The sequence below is a fragment of the Nitrosomonas sp. Nm34 genome, assembly GCF_900113925.1.
Classification (GTDB): domain Bacteria; phylum Pseudomonadota; class Gammaproteobacteria; order Burkholderiales; family Nitrosomonadaceae; genus Nitrosomonas.
The window spans coordinates 87914-108907 of the sequence record NZ_FORD01000008.1 but is presented as its reverse complement, the minus strand read 5'-3'; the positions used below and the strand labels follow the sequence as shown (position 1 = coordinate 108907).

15 protein-coding genes and 2 pseudogenes are annotated in these 20994 nt (G+C 46.5%); 8 read left to right on the top strand and 9 right to left on the bottom strand.

What is annotated here, in order from left to right; translation table 11 throughout:
* The first annotated feature begins 259 nt into the window (after positions 1 to 259).
* The 3 genes from BM283_RS05585 (at position 260) to BM283_RS05575 (ending at position 3247) form a co-directional block, all read left to right on the top strand.
* Complete coding sequence (locus BM283_RS05585; RefSeq protein ID WP_090690613.1) at positions 260 to 2002, top strand: hydrogenase maturation protein; 1743 nt, start codon at positions 260 to 262, stop codon at positions 2000 to 2002.
* A 110-nt stretch (positions 2003 to 2112) separates the two neighbouring features.
* Entirely contained in the window at positions 2113 to 2736 is a 624-nt protein-coding gene (locus BM283_RS05580) for a hypothetical protein (RefSeq protein WP_090690610.1), read from the top strand.
* A complete protein-coding gene (locus BM283_RS05575; RefSeq protein WP_090690607.1) occupies positions 2720 to 3247 on the top strand; it encodes a DNA-deoxyinosine glycosylase in 528 nt (175 codons plus the stop codon). Before BM283_RS05580 ends, BM283_RS05575 begins: the two co-directional genes overlap by 17 nt.
* 207 nt (positions 3248 to 3454) lie before the next feature.
* On the opposite strand, the gene BM283_RS05570 is transcribed toward BM283_RS05575, so the two are convergent.
* The 8 genes from BM283_RS05570 to nadC all read right to left on the bottom strand — a co-directional run bounded on the left by BM283_RS05570 (position 3455) and on the right by nadC (position 15764).
* On the bottom strand, positions 3455 to 5512 hold the full coding sequence (locus tag BM283_RS05570; protein WP_090690604.1) for an HAD family hydrolase: 2058 nt from the start codon (positions 5510 to 5512) through the stop codon (positions 3455 to 3457).
* On the bottom strand, positions 5509 to 6732 hold the full coding sequence (locus BM283_RS05565; RefSeq protein ID WP_090690601.1) for a glycosyltransferase: 1224 nt from the start codon (positions 6730 to 6732) through the stop codon (positions 5509 to 5511). Before BM283_RS05565 ends, BM283_RS05570 begins: the two co-directional genes overlap by 4 nt.
* 157 nt (positions 6733 to 6889) lie before the next feature.
* On the bottom strand, positions 6890 to 9211 hold the full coding sequence (locus tag BM283_RS05560) for a methyltransferase domain-containing protein (RefSeq protein ID WP_090690597.1): 2322 nt from the start codon (positions 9209 to 9211) through the stop codon (positions 6890 to 6892).
* A gap of 4 nt (positions 9212 to 9215) precedes the next feature.
* A complete protein-coding gene (locus tag BM283_RS05555; RefSeq protein ID WP_090690594.1) occupies positions 9216 to 10574 on the bottom strand; it encodes an ABC transporter ATP-binding protein in 1359 nt (452 codons plus the stop codon).
* On the bottom strand, positions 10564 to 11391 hold the full coding sequence (locus tag BM283_RS05550; RefSeq protein WP_090690591.1) for an ABC transporter permease: 828 nt from the start codon (positions 11389 to 11391) through the stop codon (positions 10564 to 10566). Before BM283_RS05550 ends, BM283_RS05555 begins: the two co-directional genes overlap by 11 nt.
* A 189-nt stretch (positions 11392 to 11580) precedes the next feature.
* The gene (locus tag BM283_RS05545) at positions 11581 to 12768 is read right to left on the bottom strand and encodes a class I SAM-dependent rRNA methyltransferase (RefSeq protein ID WP_090690588.1); all 1188 of its coding nucleotides are present in this window, start codon (positions 12766 to 12768) and stop codon (positions 11581 to 11583) included.
* Positions 12769 to 12808: 40 nt separating this feature from the next.
* Positions 12809 to 14896, bottom strand: a complete 2088-nt coding sequence (locus tag BM283_RS05540; protein ID WP_090690585.1) for an NAD(+) synthase — start codon at positions 14894 to 14896, stop codon at positions 12809 to 12811.
* 16 nt (positions 14897 to 14912) lie between these two features.
* Positions 14913 to 15764: a carboxylating nicotinate-nucleotide diphosphorylase gene (gene nadC, locus BM283_RS05535; RefSeq protein ID WP_090690582.1), complete on the bottom strand. Its 852-nt coding sequence runs from the start codon at positions 15762 to 15764 to the stop codon at positions 14913 to 14915.
* A 605-nt stretch (positions 15765 to 16369) separates the two neighbouring features.
* Here nadC and BM283_RS05530 point away from each other — a divergent pair.
* The 4 genes and pseudogenes from BM283_RS05530 (at position 16370) to BM283_RS05515 (ending at position 19070) form a co-directional block, all read left to right on the top strand.
* A complete protein-coding gene (locus BM283_RS05530; RefSeq protein ID WP_090690578.1) occupies positions 16370 to 16579 on the top strand; it encodes a hypothetical protein in 210 nt (69 codons plus the stop codon).
* Between the two features lie 336 nt (positions 16580 to 16915).
* On the top strand, positions 16916 to 18163 hold the full coding sequence (locus BM283_RS05525; RefSeq protein WP_090690576.1) for a di-heme oxidoredictase family protein: 1248 nt from the start codon (positions 16916 to 16918) through the stop codon (positions 18161 to 18163).
* A 171-nt stretch (positions 18164 to 18334) separates the two neighbouring features.
* A pseudogene (locus BM283_RS05520) lies at positions 18335 to 18477 on the top strand (IS5/IS1182 family transposase); the annotation flags it as partial.
* A gap of 137 nt (positions 18478 to 18614) precedes the next feature.
* The gene (locus tag BM283_RS05515) at positions 18615 to 19070 is read left to right on the top strand and encodes a PAS domain-containing protein (protein WP_175492041.1); all 456 of its coding nucleotides are present in this window, start codon (positions 18615 to 18617) and stop codon (positions 19068 to 19070) included.
* A gap of 83 nt (positions 19071 to 19153) precedes the next feature.
* Here BM283_RS05515 and BM283_RS05510 read toward each other — a convergent pair.
* Positions 19154 to 19860, bottom strand: a pseudogene (locus BM283_RS05510) (IS5 family transposase).
* A 778-nt stretch (positions 19861 to 20638) separates the two neighbouring features.
* Between BM283_RS05510 and BM283_RS05505 the strand changes: the two are divergent.
* Positions 20639 to 20986 (top strand): hypothetical protein, encoded by a 348-nt coding sequence (locus BM283_RS05505; RefSeq protein ID WP_090690570.1) that lies wholly within the window; start codon positions 20639 to 20641, stop codon positions 20984 to 20986.
* Positions 20987 to 20994: the final 8 nt, after the last annotated feature.

Below are 20994 nucleotides of genomic sequence, written 5' to 3'. Positions count from 1 at the left end.
AAACAAGGAGCTCATTCAATGCGTCCTTGTTATTCTATTACTAAAATCAAAATTGACTTTGTCGGCTTTATCTTGCCGCATGATTGATACTGTCTGCGGCTCGCCTTTGCGTCATTTTTAATTTAGAAATGGAATTATTCCTTCATTACACGTTATTCAACGATCCGTTCGTACTTTGGCAGAGCATAACTTGAATTAAGATCCTGGAATGAAGCAATATATAGTTAGCTAAAAATAACATCTGGGTTAATAAATTAGTGTGAATATTCTCTTTCTCACCCACAGTTTCAACAGCCTCGCGCAGCGCTTATTTATTGAGTTGACGCGCTGCGGGCATGATGTCTCGCTTGAGTTCGACATCAGCGATTCCATTACGGAGCAAGCGGTCGAGCTTTATCGCCCTGATCTCGTGATTGCCCCCTTTCTCAAGCGGGCGATTCCTGAAACAGTATGGCGCAGCGTGCCTTGTTTCGTGGTGCATCCGGGTATTATCGGTGATCGCGGTCCGTCTGCGCTGGACTGGGCACTCATGCACGGCTACCGCGAGTGGGGAGTAACGGTATTGCAGGCAAATAGCGAAATGGATGCAGGCGATATGTGGGCGTATGAAACCTTTTCGATGCGCTTTGCGAGCAAAAGCAGCCTGTACCGACATGAAGTAACCGAGGCGGCTGTTAACGCTGTGCTAACTGCAGTGGATCGTTTCCTGTCAGATACGTATCAGCCCATACCGCTCGCTAAGGCATGTCAGCAGCTTGGCAATAACCATGGAAAGCAACATATGCCGATACGCCAGATGGACCGTGCCATTGAATGGCAGCAGGATGACACGCATACTGTCCTGAAAAAAATATTTGCAGCAGATGGTTTCCCGGGCGTACTCGATTCGCTGTATGGTGCTCACTACTATTTGTTTGATGCCTGGGCAGAAGCGACGCTCCATGCAGATAAGCCAGGTGCCGTGATAGCACAACGGCAGGGTGCTATTTGTCGCGCGACAGTCGATGGCGCGGTGTGGATTGGTCATCTGAAGCAAAAAAGTGATGCCGAACCCACCCTCAAATTACCCGCTACAGTGGCATTGAACGAGTATATGGCTGATGTGCCCGTGATACCGCCTGAGTCGTTGTCTACCAGCGATGGGGGGAGCGATGCCACCTATCGTGATATCTGGTTCGAACAAAGTAATCAGGTGGGCTATCTTTATTTTGTATTTTATAACGGGGCGATGAGCAGCAGCCAATGCGAGCGGCTACGTGAAGCATATGTGATGGCTAGTCAAAGCGAGGTGCGCGTAATCGTGCTGATGGGTGGGCCGGATTTCTGGTCAAATGGGATTCATCTTAATCTGATCGAGCATGCGGCGAGCCCCGCTGATGAATCCTGGCGCAATATCAATGCAATGAATGATCTCGTACGCGCCATCATTACCAACACCCGCCAGCTTACCCTCGCAGCGTTACAAGGTAATGCGGGGGCAGGAGGGGTATTTTTATCGCTTGCAGCCGACAGGATTTATGCACGTAAAAGCGTGATCCTGAATCCGCACTACAAGAGTATGGGTAACTTGTATGGTTCAGAATATTGGACGTATCTGTTGCCTAAACGGGTCGGTAAAAAGAAGGCGAGCGAGCTGACTGACAACCGTTTGCCAATCGATGCTGCGGATGCACAGCAAATTGGCCTGATCGATGGCTGTTTTGAGCTAAATCATATTGATTTCCGGAAAAAAGTCGAACAGATTGCGCAACAGTTAGCAGCAAGCGCTGATTATGCTCATCTCCTTGCCAGCAAACAGCAGCGACGAGAACGGGACGAACGGGAAAAACCACTGGACAGCTACCGGGCGGAAGAATTGCAGCAAATGCAACTTAATTTCTACGGTTTTGATCCGAGCTATCATGTTGCGCGTTATCATTTTGTGTTTCGCATCCCACACGCCTGGACCCCACTTTATCTTGCGCGACATCGGCAGAGATGTAAAAGGGAACCAGGTGAGTGAATTTAGCATGAGCAATGTAGTCAAATTCAACAATGTTTCCAGCTTAAACATACCAGTAATAGGCTGATAGCAGTCACTCGTTTTTTTACAATTGACTGGAGGACTCATCGATGCTTCTTTCTCATCAATGTGCCAGCATGCTCTTTTTAATACCCCTATTGCTGCTGCAACCTTCCCCCGTACTTGCAACGACCGATGCTGAATCCAGCGATTCCTTTCCATTGCAGCGTTTTCTTGATCTTGAAATCGAAGGTATCTCATTAAGTACCCTGCCCGAAGAGGTGCCAGTCATCCTGGAAGCAGCAGGCTATTTACAGCGAAGGGATTCGATGTTCATCAAGACTTTCGTCAAGGAAACTCCCCTTCCTGGTGGCCGGAGTTCGCTTTACCGGATAGAACTGGAAGATACCCCTCAGCATCGCACTATTACTTACTTGCGCGAAGAGAGTGGCGGCAGAAACAAAAGCTCGGTAGAAAAAAATAAGCCGATTCCGGATAATGAAGCTGCTTGGGTAAAAGCAATTTATGAACTGGTCTGTTTGAATGTGCCAGATAGAATGAATAAAGCGCGTTCCTGCCAACCGTTACAGGAACAGGAAATCCGTTTTGGTGAGGGTGGTTTTTTGAATATTTCGGCTCATGCAGGTGCTCAGGTTAATGCATCAGGCGCAAGCACGATCCTGGGGATTACGCATTTCAAGCATAAACAGAGCGTTGATGACAAGGATTTATAGCTTTGCACCGATCGCGGATGAGCACGCCGAAGTCCTCATACTCGGCAGCATGCCCGGAATTGCGTCGTTAGCTGCGGGGCAATATTATGCGCATAAACAGAATGTTTTCTGGCGCATCATGGCTGAACTGCTCTCTTTTGACCCTGCGATATCTTATGCTGACAAAGTTCAGGTGTTGAAGTCTGCGCGCATTGCATTATGGGATGTGCTTCATTCCTGTAAAAGAGACGGTAGCTTGGACGCAAAAATTGAAATTGAAACGCAGATAGCCAACGATTTTGAAAATTTTTTCCGTGGCCATCGCAATATCACCCACCTTTTCTTTAATGGTACCAAAGCAGAAATCAGTTTCAAGCAATTGGTCATGCCAAGAATGAAGAGCAATGCGCTCTGCTATAGTCGGCTACCTTCCACCAGTCCGGCTAATGCTTCAATATCTTTTGAAGGGAAACTTAAGGCATGGCAGGCGATTCTCAGGCCTATCGGCATGGAACCAAACCATTGCGGGTAGAATACGGAGTATACTCAATAATAGGTGAGTCCGACTACCAGTGTGAGACTTCAACATGAGTCCCTGAAGAACAGCGTCATCATCGGTCGGTAGTGATTTCATTTCCAAATCAAACATGACGTGAAGGCAAGCTGCAGACGGTACCAATTATCCAGCAAGAGGAAACTGGTAAAGTTAGTTTGGATTTAAAAATGGAATGACACTACTTCACATCTTTGCATCATCTCTATTGCGGAAACACTGAACCTTCATGCGTAAACGCCTCACTTGATTAGCGAAGCGAAACGTGAAAACCAATGTCCATCGGTGGAAGCGACTCAGCCCATTGATATGCTGAATGGCTGCTGACCATTGCACGCGTCGAATAAATTCAATCAACTGGCGTCGCCTTTCCTTGACGAGCGGAGCCAGTAAAATGGCAGTCAAGGACGGAGCTTGATTTCTGTTAAAAAAGTCACCAAACCCAAATACATCATGTTGCGGGGTTTTTATGAATAATTCCGCCAAGTCGACACTGGGGGTGCTTCGCAAGGTGGCCCACACTCTAAGCGCAGTGTTTTGAAGCTCACTCGCGCTTACTACGTATCGTTCTATATATAACCGCCAATGTTTAGCCGCCAGAAGTATCCCTTGTTGAAAATAACGCGTGAACTGGTCATAGGCCGCATTTTCATCCCCTAAGACCTGGCGGCAGGGGAGGATTTGATCGGGGGTTCGGCGGTAACCCACTACACTTCCTCCGGCAGACATACAAAGCATTTCTAGTGCAGCAAAAACCTCAAAGAGATCATTCGCATTGCTGCTGATATTTTCGTTAGGACCATAAGCTGACTTGGAAACATTATCAGGCTGGGGATTGACAAACCGCCGCAGACCTAGATACATGCCATGCAAATTCGTCTCTGACATAACAAGTGCGAGGTTGTCTTGGATAGTGCCACGCCAGCCAATATCCACCACACCTATTTTGACTTCGGACTGCCATCCATTTTGTATCAAGTAATCACACAGAAGCGATTGCTGACGAGCAATGGAGTTTTGTAATGCATTTACAAACTCTGGCGTATCAAAGAGCTTATTTAAAGCAGAGTTTTGTTGGGGAATTTCAATCACATCCTCGGGTTTTAGCTCAAGTTGATCAAGGATGTCTTTGAAATTGTTAATATTGATGCCGAGTGTGACGAACATTCCGGCAACATTTTGTTCCTTGAATAAGTCCCAGATACGGGACATTTCGCCAATGGTTACTTCTCGTAATGATGAGACGAAAGTTGACAGTCGGCTGACGGCCAGTATGTTTGACGGCGGCAAGGTATGGCCAAAAAATGTTTGCTGAGGGAACAGGGCGGTAAATACCTGATGGAAAAACTCACCTTCCCGCGTCAGGAAATGGAGCTGATCAAGTTTTTTTACCAATGCTTGCTCAGCAATCCATAAAGCAAAGCCGATAAAAAGCGGAGCAGCATCCGCCCCAAGTCGAAAAGCGGCAGCTTGTTTAGCTGACATACCTTGGCTAACTTGTAGCGCTTCGTCGGCACATAAGGCTCTGATGTGCTCGAATAGGGCTTCGCGGGAAGAAAACAGCCGTTCTCGAGCCAGCCGCTCAGCATGCGAGGTGGCAGGCAGGTAATGGACAGCGGTTACGCCAGACTTTTCAGCCGCTTCGATATCTGACCATCGATTGTCCCCCACATGGACATGCTCCTTGGGAAAAATGCCGTGGAGAGAGTGGACATGCTGGAAAAGGCGTCCTGAACGCTTATTCAGACCAATCTCGCAAGAGGCAATGCCTTCGCAAACTAGAGCGTCCAACCCTTTTTCTTCCAGAAGGCGCCCGAGCATGCTTGAATTCATATAAAAGTCTGAGAGAAAATAATTATGCTCTGCTGGATAAGCTTGCAGGAAATCTTCAATATCTGGGTCCTTGAATGATCTCGCTATTTCAACTTGCAATTCGAATTCCGCTAGCCTGCATGGTAACGCTGTATCAAAAGGCCTGCAGAAAACTGCCAATAACCACTGATGCAAGACCGCAGCAATTTCGTATTCATCATCCTGTCCTTCAGAGCGGGCAGCCTCTGCGAGAAAGCGCTCGGCATCGATACGCGCTCGATAGAGGGCCCAATGCTCCTGGAAATCCGGCCTGAGATGGTCCGGCCATCCCAGAAGGACATGCCGCGCTGTAGCCAGCTTGATGCACTCCGGATGACAATCTCGTCTCAACAAGGTATCCCAGACATCAATGGTGCGGAGCTTATACCTCAATATGCTGTTCTCCTTCCCAACGCCACCTCACCGATTGCTTCTAACTGTTTCACTTTCCGGATCACTGAGCGTGGAAAGTGCGATGCAAGCGCACTCAATTTATGTCGACGGATAATGGCAGGGTTTTGGGCAAGCCGTAATTGCTCATCGTGCGAATAGTCGGCAAAGGCTTGCTCGGTCATGGCTGCCAGAACCGAACGATCTGGCGCCGAGCCTTGCAGGCAGCCTGCCACCCATTGGTGGAATTGTGCGGAGGATTCTTCCCAAGACGGCCAGACAGCAGCCGTTTGTAATGCTCCCTGTTGCAGTTGCGACAAGGTATCGCGATCTGACAACAAACGCTGCAGTATGCTAACGACTCTATCAGCATCGCCACAAGAAGTTACGCATGCATTTACGCCATCAACGATGTACTCGTCGTGACCTGTAACGTCAAACACGATGGCCGTTCCGCCGCAATGAAATATTTCCAAGGGAGGACCGAACATCCCTTCTACTGTACTCAGCTTGACTAAAATATCGCAGGAACGATAGATCTGGGAGGTCTTTATCATAGGTACTTGCGAAAAGACTCTGTTTACCCCAGGAAGCCAACTAACCGGGGAGCCAGTGAGCACCCAGATATCTCTCGCACCTGCTTCCCGCGCTAGGCGAATACTTAGTGCGGTGTTCTTGAATGAAACACCGAAATGTCCTTCTACCAGTATGCGAGGCGGCCGAGCCAGGTTACGCGGTGCAATTGCCAGCCCTAATGGCGTATAGATATCCTTCCGAATGCCGTTACGGACGAGTGCAGCCGCCTGACCAAACTTTTTCGCCAGGTATTGCTGAATCCAGGTCGCTTCGGTCACGTACAGGATGGGGAAACGGTAGGTCGTTTCCACCAAAAACCTCAAGGGTACTTCTTCCTCAGGATAAAAATTGGATTCGATCGACTGAACAAAATAAGCATATTGTTTAGCCTGGAAATGACTTAGCTCAAATACTGTCTTCCACCAGGTCGCAATGACCAGATCGAAATGCTCTTTCTTGGCTTCTGCAATGGGAATGCAGCGTAAAGCCGGCGCTTCGTCATGCCAGGCAAGCGTTAAGGCGGAAAATGGTTCTTGTACCGCAAGGGTCACATCGAATCCATGATCACGTAAATAAGCTGCGTGCTGAACGATCACATAAGTGCCCCCACTGATCGCCATCGAACCCACAAGAAAACACAATTTCATCTCTTATCTCTTGTTAAATTGTAAAATTACATTCACTATATTTAACAACAGACCAATGTTTAGTCAGAGAATTCGAGAAGAAATTGATTAAATTTTAGCAATCACACCTTCACCGCACTCCGCTATTAAAAATTACTACGCCGATTAAAGGTCGCCTTCAGCGTCTTTGCCAACGTCGGAACCAGCTATATAGCCTGTCCAACCCTGGCAGTGCCCGTATTTTGATAGTAAGCCATGGCCAAGATCCCAGTTCTGATGGTCGACGACGACGTAACAAATGCCAGGTAAACATCATCTGGCTTAATCGAGACGTGCGACTGTTGGCGCCACCGAACCGGGACTCCTCGAAAACCCCGAAATTTTCCACATGGTAAACAGAAAATATCCAATCGATCTCCTCTTGAGATGGATGGAAAACCATGCGCGCATGCCGTTTCAGCGTGAATTTAAGCAAATCGTTAGCGGCTAGCGGTGCATTTGCCAAGGCCGCAGCAAGCTGTCCAAAGTAGTCAAAAATAGGTTGAGAAACTGGCCATACTTTTTCCTCAATCATTTTTTTTTCTTTAAATTCATCTTGCACGATTTGTGCATTCCCAGTGGCGTCTAATCCATAACGTTGGGCTGAGCCATGGTCAGCATGAAGAATGATCTCAAAGAGTGAGCGGTTTTCATTAAAGATGGCAAAGCCTGGCGTTAATTGACTAATATTGGAAAAAAGTAAGCCGGTTTTGGCATTGCGGACAGTGAGACCGCCGCTTGCCACCAGCCCTAAATAATAGCCCTCAATTCTGGCTTTCTTGCCATGCAAATGGCTGAGCCAATTAAAGAGATTGTCCTGAATGGATCCTTTCCAGCCGACATCAACCACGTGCAGCAATTCGGGTATTGAACCGCCTGCCAGCTCGGCAAGGTAGCGTTCGAACGCAGTACTTCTGGCGACGCGTTCTTCTTCATACAGTTGCTGGAATACCTTTAGCTTGAGAAGATTTTGAAAGAGCGGGTCATTTGGCAGATCTTCTTTGACCGTTTCAAAAGCGCGGACATCTACCCCGAGTGCTTGCGCCAGGGAAAGGGTATGCTCTTCGAGTGCCAGGCTTTTTAAAAAATCAATGAGCGCGATATGGCGATATTGCCTGAAAAGAACATGAAATCTTTCTTGCGATAATGGCCCAAGCGAGATCAGGAAAGTAGAGCGCCTCGACACCTGAAGATAATGAGTGCGGATAGTGGCTGGACTGTCTTTATAAGAGAGATAGAGATCAAACATCTCTTTAAGAGGTTGTCCTTCGCGGGAGAAGAAAAATAAATCTTGTGCGCCCGCTTTGAGCGCTGCTTGATAAAGCCTGGCTACAAAAAGGTAAAGACTGAAAGCCATGTCGAGGAATGGCGTGGAGGGATGCTGTTCATTTTGTAGCATCTTTAAAAAATCTTCAGGGCCTATTTTTTCAGAAACCGCATTGAGCACACTTTTAAGCCCCCTGATGCCTCGTACCTGCAGGGCCACAGTTTCATCACACTGGCAAATCTGCTCTTCCATCGACTGCATCACAGCCCAGCGTGCTTCGAGCATCTGCGCTTGGGCCGCCATCGCCTGGTCACGTTGGTGAATCTGCTCCTCCATCGATTGCATCACAGCCCAGCGCTCCTCGAGTAACTTTGCTTGGGCTGCCATCGCTTCGTCACGTTGGCGTATCATATTTTCCGCGCGCTGAAGGGATAGCCTGACGGGTTCTACTTCTTCCTGGTCGAGAACAATCTTAGGTACGCTCTGGAGGAATTTCTGCATAAGACCCAGCTTGTTCAAGGCTGATCCAACCCGAGCCTTTCCACCGGCAATAAAGAACAGCGACCCTGCTACCTTGTTCAGATGGTTGTCACGTAAGATGATCTGCCCCGCAGAAGAATCAGATGCCTTTTGATCGAGAGGACGAAAAAGAGTGCCCATAGCAAATTCAGCGGAAAACATACGAGCCGACTCAAAATATCGGCCGAGTAAATCCTCGAGACCTTTGTGAGTAAAACGATGCAGATGAAATGGATTAGGTCCGTATACCCGTTCGCACAGCTCATCATAATCAGCACTCGGAACGCTTCCAATCAGTAGACCATCGGCTTTGAGGATGTGGCTAACATTCCGGATGCACTTCTCAGGATCGTGAGTGTGCTCAAGCGTTTCAAGCGTAACAAAAGTATCGACGCTGGCTGCTTCACATGAATTATCCTCAAGCGTACCTACAGTAAAGGTGAAACCTGGCCTAGCATAATTTTCTGTTGCATATCGGATGGCTTCCTCTGAAGGATCCATGCCAAGATAGGAAGTAACCGCTTTCTCTTGGTCTAACAGGGTACTGCCATAGCCAATGCCACAAGCACAATCAACCACCCTACCTTCAGCCAGCATAGAAGCAAGCGTATATCGATGGAAATGCTCATCCCTTAACGATGAGCGTTCAAACAAATCTATTGTGGCGCGTTCCATTCGGTTAATTTTTAGTTTGTTGCCCTACAATATTGACTGCTCTGGGAAGGGGCGTTCCGAAATCTCGGTGATCGCGCTCACAGCTGGTTGTTGTTCTCGACCCATTAGCAGGGCTAATTATCTCTCGGCTCCAAGTGTGCGGGATGTCGATAATGCCCACAGCTCTAAAGTCGTCATTCACTGAAAAATGGCAGACGGGGACAGCTTCAGCCAGGATGCCCATACCCCGACCATCGTTTACCGCGACCCGCCACTTATATTTGCCCGAAACAAGCGGTAACGAAGGAAAATATATGCTGACACGAGCCTCATTTTCAGGTGAAAACTCGGCTAGGCCTTGCATTCTGGTAGTCGTGCCAAAAACATAAGTGTCGTCTTCACGATACAAATTTACCACGAACGAAATGGTGTCAGAATAGGTGCCGTGTATTTCGTAATCGAACTCGATACAGACGGGGTCACAGCTGTTAATCTCGGTGGCATGCCGAACATTACCAGTAATCAAAGTAGGATTTTTGATCACGACAGCGAAACCAGCGTTTCCGTCAATATTCGAACGAGAGGGAGTGAAATCTGATGATTCAGCCTTGGCTTTTGAACCCACAGCGGAGCAATAGGCAATATATTCATCCATGACTTTTTCGGAAGACTCAAACATACACTGCCTTCCTTCCTGCAACAACAGGGCTTTTCGACAAATTGATCGAATCTGATAGGCATCATGAGAAACCAGCAGAATGGAAACACCATCATCCATCATTTGATAAAGTTTCTTGATGCACTTCTGTTGGAAGGGCACATCACCCACTGCTAATATTTCGTCTACAATCAACACATCCGGTTCGGCGTGAATCGCTGCAGAAAACGCCAGACGCGCATACATTCCGCTCGAGTAGATCTTGACCGGTTGATCTATAAATTCACCGATATCAGCAAAAGCAGCAATATCTTCGTATTTCTTATCAATCTGATCTGAACCAAATCCCTGCAGGGCAACGCTCAAATAGACATTATCTTTTCCGCTGAATTCCGGATTAAATCCAGAGCCGAGTTCTAGAAGGGCACTTATTCGCCCAAAAGTTTCCACTGTCCCTTCGGTTGGTGTTAATGTTCCTGCAATAATCTGCAATAAGGTAGATTTCCCCGAACCATTTCGGCCCAGGATGCCCATACTCTCGCCTTTTTTGATTTCGAATGAGACATCTCTCAGTGCCCAGAACTCCTTGAAGTACTGTTGTCCTGCTTCGCCAACAAAGCGGCGAAGTCGAGGAAAAATAAACTGTTTCAATCGATCACGCGGGGTTGTATAGATGTGATAGCACTTGCTTAGGTTCTCAACCTTGATGGCAATCTCAGAGGACATCTGCGAATCCTTTGCGTGTTTTCTGGAACCAGGCAAATCCAAACCAGGCAATGATTGCAGCAAGTAACATGTACATCGCCCAAGCACCCCAATCCAATCCTTTACCCCAAATCATCACGTCCCGGGCTTGTTCAACGGTGAATGTTAACGGGCTGATTTGCATAAATAAATGGTATTCTTCAGGCAAAGCAGCGATGGGGTAAAAAATGGGTGATAAAAACATGAGCGCAGTCATCATTACCCCAATAATTTGACTGACATCACGCAGATAGACGCCTAGTGAAGCCAGGAACCAACTCAATCCCAGAGTCATTAAAAAGAAAGGGATCAACAGGACAGGTAGCAGTACAATAGTTGCTTGGGGAATCCCGAAAAAAATCAAGTAAAACGCCAACCAGACAAATAAGCTAATCAATAGGTGAAAAGCAGCAGAACCCATGGCTACAAAAGGGAGTATTTCGAGCGGAAAGACGACTTTTTTAACATAATTGACATTCCCCAGAATCAGACTGGGTGCTCGATTTAAGCACTCTGCAAATAAATTAAAAAGCATAAGCCCCGCAAAAAGCACCAAGGCAAATTCTGTTTTGGATTCAGTCCCACCCACCCAGCGGGCCTTGAAAACCACACTGAAAACAAATGTATAAACAGTCAGCATGAGTACGGGATTGAAGAATGACCATAATAACCCCATGATAGATCCGCGATAACGACCAATTACTTCACGTTTAATCAGATTATAAATCAGGCCCCGGTTGGCCTTAAGCGTATTAAGTAATACCAACGGAGAAATCGATCGGGCTGCGTGCGGATTCAATTTTTAAAACTCCAGCTTATGAATAGATTGGGTAAGCTTGCAAGGTACCCAAAAGCTTCTGAAAGGTAATGTGATGAATTGGTTTGATGGCATAAAAGACTGGAATAAAATAGCTTCATACTATGTTACCTAATCCTGACAATAATTGCAGGGACGCTCATGTGCGAGTAATGGCAGCCATGGTCAGCTTTAATCGGATAGTTTCAAGAGAAGCCCCTTGAGGTAGGCGCCTTCTGGAAAACTAAGCAAGATGGGATGATCTGGCGCTGCCATCTGCTGTGCAATAATATGTGCGCTGCTCCCTGCGTCCAAAGCAGCGCCAGCGATGATTTTCTGAAACAGATCACTACTGATTCCACTGGAGCAGGAATAAGTGGCTACTATGCCGCCAGGTCTGAGTAATTTGAAAGCGAGTAGATTGATATCCTTGTATCCACGCGCTGCTTTAGCCGCAAACGAAGCCGTTGGCGCAAATTTAGGGGGATCAAGAATGATTAGATCAAACTTTCGATTCTGATCACGCAATTGACGCAGCATTTGAAATACATCGGCACGTTGCCATTCCTGGGAATCCGTTGCCAGTCCGTTCAGGGTAAAATTGCGCTGTGCGAGTTTCAATGCTTCCTCTGATGAATCTACTGACAGGACTGACTTGGCGCCTGCTCGTTTGGCGTAGACAGAAAATCCACCGCTGTAGCAGAAACAGTTGAGTATATCTTTATCTTTTGCCAAGGTGCCGATTTTGGCACGGTTATCGCGCTGATCCAGATAGAACCCTGTCTTCTGTCCAGTTATAACATCCACGGCAAAATGTAGACCATTTTCTTCAATAATCAGATCATGGGGCAAACCACCCCACAGCACACCAGTGCGTTTAACCAAGCCTTCTAATTCACGTACATCGGTATCAGAGCGTTCGTAAATACAGTCGGGATCACATAAATCTTTTAAAATATCCAGGATCACTTCCCGCCAGCGTTCTGCCCCGACACTGCCAATCTGGATCACCAGTATGCGACCGTATTGATCGATTACTAAGCCAGGCAAGCCGTCAGATTCACCGTGCACCAGACGGCAACCCGTACTAAACTGAGACAAACCAAGCTCTTTGCGAAATTCTAATGCGTGAGTTAATTTCCGGTAAAAGAAGGCCTCATCAATACGTTCATCTTGCTGCCACGACCAAACGCGAGCAGCAATCGGTGCTTTCGAATGATAGGCTGCATGGGCAAGGAAAACCTTCTGGTTCGTGTAAATTGAGACAGTGTCGCCATCGCTCGGATGACCTTCTACCCGGCTGATTGCACCCGAATAGACCCATGGGTGCCGGCGCAACAGGGATTTTTCTTTCCCTGCCTTGAGGATGATTTTCTTCATAACGCTTTCGGTAATGAGCTCTCAGCAATCAAATGGTTGCTTACTTGAATAAATTGTTTTCTGACGCAGCATCGGGAATCTGTGCAATGTTATCGAGCCATAGGGTTGCTTCACTATCGCTGGGTGCTCGATAATCTCCACGCGGTGAAAGTGACCCACCTGAACCCACCTTGGGGGCATTGGGGATGCAACTGCGCTTGAATTGGCTGATCTGGAAAAATCGGTAGGCGAAAACATGTAACCATTGTTTGATTTCACTAATGTTATATTGGTTGCGCCTGTATTCGGGTATGCCAGGCCAGCGGCCTTGTGTACGGTCACGCCAGCTACAATAGGCGAGAAAAGCAATTTTGCTCGGCAGGTAACCAAAGCGTGTGGTGTAATACAAGTTGAAATCCTGTAATTCATAAGGGCCAATGATGGCTTCTGTGCGTTGAGCAGGCTGATTACTCTCTGTTTTTCCTGGAACGAGTTCAGGGCTGATTTCTGTGTCCAGGATGGCACGCAGGACGAGACTGACTTTATGACCAAGTTGATTAGTATCAGCAATCCAGCGAAGCAGAAATTGAATCAGCGTTTTGGGAATACTCGCATTAATGGCATAGTGTGACATGTGATCACCGACGCCATAAGTACACCAACCCAAAGCCAATTCACTCAGATCTCCCGTGCCAAGCACTAAGCCATGGTGATAATTTGCCAGACGAAAAAGGTGATTGGTACGTTCACCTGCTTGTACATTCTCAAAGGTGACATCATAGACCGGTTCACCATGAATGAAGGGATGGTCGAGATCCCGCAGCATTTGCTCGCAACTTGGCCGGATATCGATTTGATGCGCAGCGCAGCCAAGCACCTGCATGAGGGCTGTGGCATTGGCCAAGGTATGTTCGCTGGTAGCAAAGCCGGGCATGGTGTAGGCCAGAATGTTCGTGCGTGAAAAGTGTAGTACATCCATCGCGCGCGCTGCCACGATAAGCGCATGAGTGGAATCCAGCCCTCCTGAGACGCCAATCACGATCTTCTGAATACCTGTGTGTTTCAGCCGTTTGACTAAACCCTGCACCTGGATATGGTAAGCTTCAAAACAATGGCTATCGCGTGTAGCAGGATCGGCAGGAACATAAGGAAAGCGATCATACTGGCGCTGACAAAGTAGCCGGGCGGTAGTGGGTAAGGTGATCTCAAAGTGAATTTCCCGGAATTGTCGGATTTCTTCTCGATAATACTGCACGCTCTGACCAAAGCTGTTTTGCCGCATGCGCTCCTGAATCAAGTGATCCAGATCCACGTCCGCAAAAATTAATTGTGAGCCGTCATGAAATCGGCTGGATTCTGCCAGAAGAGCCCCATTTTCATAAACCATGGCATGACCGTCCCAGGCAAGATCGGTCGTCGATTCGCCGGTGCCGGCTGCGGTATAAAGGTAAGCCGCAAGGCAGTGCGCTGACTGATTGGCTACCAGGCTATGGCGATATTCCTGTTTGCCAATCGTGACGTTAGAGGCCGAAAGATTGAGCAGCAGGGTGGCACCGGCCAAGGCGGCATGAGATGAAGGAGGGACTGGCACCCACAGATCCTCGCAGATTTCGGTAAAAAAACGGAAATGAGGTTGATTTTTGGCCAGAAACACCAACTTCTCACCAAAGGGGATAGCGCTTTGGCCACATAGCGTAATGGTGTCGCAGCAAGCGGCGGTGGCAGGCGCAAATTGCCGCAGTTCATAGAATTCTCGATAATTGGGGAGGAAAGTCTTGGGAACGACACCCAGAATGCGACCGCGATACACAATCGCGGCACAGTTGAAAAGCAGATGGTTCACTTGCAACGGTAAGCCGACGACTGTGATCAGTTCAAGTTGCTCTGAAGCTTCTAGCACCCTGCTGAGTGCCTCCAGCGCACCTGCCAGTAAGGTTTGCTGATGGAATAAGTCTTCACATGAGTAAGCCGTCAGCCCTAACTCTGGAAAGAGAGCGAGGATGGCATGTTGCTCAACCGCCTGTGTCATAAGCGCAATGGTGGTAGAAGCATTAAATACTGGATCGGCCACGCGCACATCAGGTACACCGACAGCGACACGGACAAAACCGTGCCGATATAAATTAAAAAATTCCGGATTGGTCGGCATAATTATTTGGCATAAACTAGGCAGTCGGTAGAAAACGCATCGATAAATCCAATGCCTTGATATCTTTAGTCAAACTGCCGATAGAAATTCTATCTACTCCTGTTTCCGCTACCGTACGCACATTCACCAGCGTGATATTGCCCGAGGCTTCCAGAATAGCGCGTTTACCTGTGAGTTGTTGATTCAATGCAACCGCTTGGCGCAATCTTTCAGGATCAAAATTATCCAGCAGGATCATAGGAGCGCCTGCATGGAGTGCTTGTTGCAACTCATCCAGCGTTTCCACCTCAATTTGGATAAGTACGTTACAGGGTGTAATTTCCTTGGCTTTGCGTAAAGACAGCTCAATTCCTCCGGTAGCCAGAATGTGATTTTCCTTGATGAGAATTCCATCGTACAATCCGAAACGATGATTAATACCGCCGCCGCATTTCACTGCATATTTTTGGGCAAGTCTTAATCCGGGCAAAGTTTTGCGTGTATCGACAATCACTGCATCTGTGCCTGAAATGGCATCGACATAGCGCCGCGTCTGGGTCGCCACCGCAGAAAGCATTTGCAGGAAATTCAATGCGGTGCGTTCTGCCGTTAACAGAGCTCTGGCATTTCCTGTTATTTCACATAGTTTTTGATCTGCCTGAACCCTTTCGCCTTCCTGCGCCAACCAGCTAATTCTGATCGTGGGAGACAGCTGCCGGAAACATTCTTCAAACCAGGCAACCCCACACAATACTGCCTGCTCCCTACTGATCACGCTCGCAGCCAGAGTTTTATCGGCAGGGACCAGCAATGCCGTCAGATCACCTGCGCCAATATCTTCTGCGAGTGCCAAACTCACCTGCTTCTTGATTTCTTCATGCCCGATCATGGAATACTCAATCTTCACTATATCACTCTACTCGTCATTATCTCATTGTATAGCAATTGGCTGCCTCTTGATTTGGTCTTGGTTCATCCGGTTCGAATTTATCATTTATTCCATACTAATCAGATGAAATCTAAGGGTTCATTCCATTTCCAAATCAAACATGAGGCAAAGGGGAGCCGCCGACAGTATCAATCATACGGCAAGGTGCAGCCGGCAAGGCAGTTTTGATTTAAAAAAGAATCAGATGTTTTCTATTCAGCAAAGAGAGATCACAGCGATGGAGCCCATCACTTGATAATTTTTTTAAGGCAGTTTCTCTTCTTTTTTGGCTGAAATGGAAAAAAAGAATATTTCAGTACAGTTGGAATAACTTTTAATAGATTGGGCTGGCCATAATTTTTTATTGAAAATTATTGATTTATCAAAACTTTATTCAGCCATTATAGCCTTTATGACGTGGAATATAAGGGTTATCCCTTACGTGTTTGCACGTATTTAATTCTCTTCTATTTTTCGATCAAATATTACTTCTAGTGTAGTGATGTATCACTACGATCATCTTGTTAATTATTTGTAATTGTTTTTGCTTAAACGGAGGCGACAACATGAGACCAGCTAAGTCATTTAACGAGGATGTCAGGAAAAATAAAGCAGTGATAGGCAGTAGCGCGAGAAGCGGTAGCGCTAGAACCAAATATAGAGACGAAGATTCTTTTTCCCGTTCTGCTGGTTCAGCTTATCACAAAGCGCAAGTGAGGGGACTCCACCCAAAACATAAATTAAATGATTGGTATGCGGTAGAAGAGGAAAATTAGCGAGTATTCAGCAGCTTAAGCCGTATTTACTACGGCCATCGTTTGCTTGAATCCCGGATGCGTCCTGGCAAAACGAGAGGAGCGCGAAATGGATCCCTAGTCTTCAGCCAAAAACAATCTTTTGATGGCTTATTGCTGAAGTGCCAGTATGCCTATTTATTATGAGTTCTACTCCGATAAAAAAATAAGTCTATTTTTATTGTAAGTCGTGTCCATAAAAATAGATGATTTTTTTTCTGTATCGCTGTTTCGGCGCATTACAAAGCTCGAGAAAGAGAACTTCATCCAAGGCATAAATAGGATTATTGGTTAACTTGCAGAAGAGGAAAAATAATAATGAAAATCACGCCAGCTTCAATGACATTTACCCTATTCATGACCTGCGTTATCTTTGGATTTTCTCCGGCTGGTTGGGCGGATAAGGCGGATAGAGAAAAAACGAACGTCTCTGACAGTACAGAACAAAAACAGCGCGAAGGACAAGAGATTTTTCGTTTTGATACCTTTGGCAATGAGCAATTATGGACCGACGTGTTACGACTGCATGAGGCCATTGCAACAGTCGATCCTGCTACTGCGTTAGCGGTCGGTCTCAAGGTGGATGTCGATGCCTTACCGAAAGAGCTTGCCGCTGCGCTTCAGGCTGGTCAAGTTGATCTCAAAAAGCCAGAGGTGACAGTTGAGCTGTTACGCCTGAATGCAGTTGTCGGGGTAAAAGGCAACGTCGATGAACTGGGTCGTCTCGCTACCATTGGCGTGACCTGTGCGCTGTGCCATTCGTCCGTCGATGACTCGCTTGCGCCGGGAATTGGCAAGCGACTCGATGGGTGGGCCAACATTGATTTGAATGTCGGCGCGATCATCGCGCTGTCGCCGGTACTGGACGATGCGACTAAAGCAGAATTTAATACCTGGGGGCCGGGTAAATACGATCCGGTCCGCCACTATTTTAATGGTGCCAACATCATTCCGCTCAATAGCCCGTCGCAGCCGGTCGTCATCCCCTCGATCTACGGTTTAAAGGGCGTTGGCTTTGAGACGTACACCGCAGATGGGCCTATCTCTTATTGGAACAGCTATGTAGGTATAGGGCAGATGGGAGGTAAAGGAACGTTCACCGATCCACGCACCGGCCTCACGATTGAGCAGACTCCGGATCTGGTTACACCGAAGCTTCCTGCCCTGTACGAGTATCAATTGATTCTGAAGACGCCAAAGGCTGAAGCAGGGAGCTTTGACCGAGCTGCGGCTCAGCGAGGCAAGCATTTGTTCCGCAACAAAGCCAGCTGCGATACCTGTCATCAGCCACCGCATTTCACTGACGTAGTACGTAGTCCAAATCAGCAAGAACCATTCCTGCATGACCCGGCCGAAGTGGGGGCAGACCCAACCTACGCTAATAAATCAGCCACAAAGAAATACCGAACCACGCCATTGCGAGGGCTCCAAAAACATCCGCCTTATTTTCATGATGGCAGCGCAGCAGACCTGCTTGCGGTGGTCAATCATTATGACAAGCACTTCGGGCTGAGTTTGACGGAGGAAGAGAAGGCCGATCTGGTTGAATATCTTAAGTCCATCTGATAGTGCATCTGGTTAGAGTCGTGATTCTTGAATGCTGATCGGTTGTTCACTATAAGCTGCCGTCATCGCTGGAAAGGCTAGGGTCTGTTGACGTTTTAAGATAAGTATTTCATAGATAGAAACAAACTCGTCATATTGGGATTCCTACACCACCAACAAAACGAGTTTGCGCTGCCCCGAATGAGGCTCAATGATGAGTACTGGTCGAAGCTGGAGAAGATTCTGCTTCAAGAATCGATTGATAATAAGCGCAATCTGCGCATGACGGTAGAAGGCATACTGTGTAACTGTATCGAATGCGGGTTGGCTGCCCTGGTGCGACCTACCCCAGGCGTTCGGCTGCGGGATCTTATAATTTTATATTGTTTATTTTTCTGATTTTGATTGATGCACGGTATTTTTTAAAAAACAATGGGAACTACATCACTATGTAATGAATGGATTTATAAAAATGATTACACATTACCCCTTTCCTGATGACGTACTAGAATTTCAAGAATTAATAGATTTATTGCCTTTAGCTATTTTTATAAAAAATGCCGAGAGTAAAATATTGGCAATGAACAAAGCTTGTGAATTGCAATGGGGTATAAATTTTAAAAACATACAAGGAACAGACGGCAGTCAATTTTTTTCATCAGAGCAAATGAGGCAATTTCTCGGAAGAGATAAAGAGGTATTTAGGAGTTTTCATCAAATTGAGTTTGAAGGAATAATTCCAAATTATTCTCTTGGACATAAACGCATTGTTCGCACATCTAAGAAGCCTTTGTATAACAAATGCGGGAAACCAGTATGTTTGATTGGCATATCCATGGACATCACTGAACGCAGAGAGGCGGAGCAAAGTATTATGGAGATGACAACATTGTCTATGAAACTACTGCATACTATTGCACGGCTGTAGCTGGAATCTTGCCAGGGTCTGTTGACATTTCACATAGGTAGCCACAGAGATCCACACGCTATGGCTACCCTACTCTCGTAATTTCACTTCAGCTTGTCGTATCGTGTTGCTATTGCCCGATACTGCTTTAGCCGGGCAAAAGCATTCTCCACCCATTCTCCGCCAAATACCGGTATTGATACAAACCCCAATCCATATCTGCATTACCCTTCAACGAGTTGCGCTTTCCCGGTATCACAGCCCGAGCTCCCTTCTTCGTTATCTGTTCCCGTAACCATTCGCTGTCATAGCCCTTGTCTGCAACTATTGCTTTTGCGTCAGGCAACCTGGCAATCGAATCAGGTGCGGCAGAACAGTCATTGACTTCTCCACCGGTGATTTCAAACTCAACTGGCAAGCCATAACCATCGACCGCTAAATGGATCCTGGTGGTATTGCCTGCACGGCTTCTCCCGATAGCCTGCGATGCTTGACTCGCTGCTCCCGCACTATGTTGATGCGCTTTAACATAACTGCCATCCATAAATCTCCATTCCCAATCCAGATCAACAGCCAATGCTTTGAAAACATTGAGCCATTTCCTGCTCAATGACCATGCATTGAATCTTTTATAGATAGAATTCCAGCAGCCGAACACCCGGGGCAGGTCGCGCCACGGACAGCCAACCCGCATTCGATACAGTATGCCTTCTACCGTCATGCGCAGATTGCGCTTGTTATCAATCGAGTCTTGAAGCAGAATCTTCTCCAGCTTCGACCCGTACTCATCATTGAGTATCATTCGGGGCAGCGCAAACTCGTTTTGTTGGTGGTGTAGGAATCCCAATATGACGAGTTTGTTTTTATCTATGAAATACTTATCTTAAAACGTCAACAGACCCTAAGCTAACTTCACATTTCTGTGCAATTTCCGGCTGGATGCCACCAATTTTTTTGCCTAGTCAATCTTCACTCGAAAAAAAACAGAAATGCCTCTAGCCTCGGGATTCTTATTGCTATTTTACGCAAAAAAGGTGTTCCTTTGATCATTCAAAATATTGGTTCTGGATAAACAGTCAGCGCTACGTCTATTTCATTTAAATTCTTGAGACTAATTCCACGCCTCGTGGAGTATTAAAAATTAATATAAAAACGATCGTCCTGAAAGAAAGGACGCGATACCTTGTGGTATGCCGCAGGATAGTCGTTTTAAGATTTTTGCTATCTAACTCAATTTTTACTGAATTGAATCAAATAGCACATAGTCATAAATATTATCTAAAGTAAATAATCTTTGTGGCGTTAATAATTTCGACAAATTGAAATAAAAAAAGATTGCATTATTTTTTTGCTGTTTGTGGGATTGTCGGTTTGAATTGGTTTCTTACCGTTTATACGCTGCAATCCGATTTTTTCATGAATAAAATGACTGTGATGCAAGCGCATCTGTACAAATTATTTAGTACCCAGCAATAGAAGAGCGGATTAAAAGTGAAGCAAGAAAAATTGTTAACGCAAAGGGTATGAAGCTTTGCTCCTAATCCTAATACTTATTTGTGATGATGGTTTATAGCAGTGGAGATCGTGAAATGGCATTTGTGAATGAAAGAAAAGAAGATGGTACATGGCAAACCATAGATCAGGAAAGGAAGCTTGTTCTGAAAAAATCTGGCGGTGGAAGACCACAGGAGCCGATAGAATTTAATCTTAATATTGCCGGAGAAAATGTCAATTTTGATGCTTTTCAAAGAATAAAGCAGTTACAGCATGCCTATCAAATAGAGTGGCGCGTTGTAAGAATTATTGCTCCACCTCATCTAAAACAAGACAAATCCCGATTGCATGCGCTGATTGAAGAAGCTCTGGATGCTTATGGTTTTGCGTCTTCTCGCGAATATGTCGAAAGCTTGACAGTTACTTTTGCCGCTAATCTATAGGAGCTTCA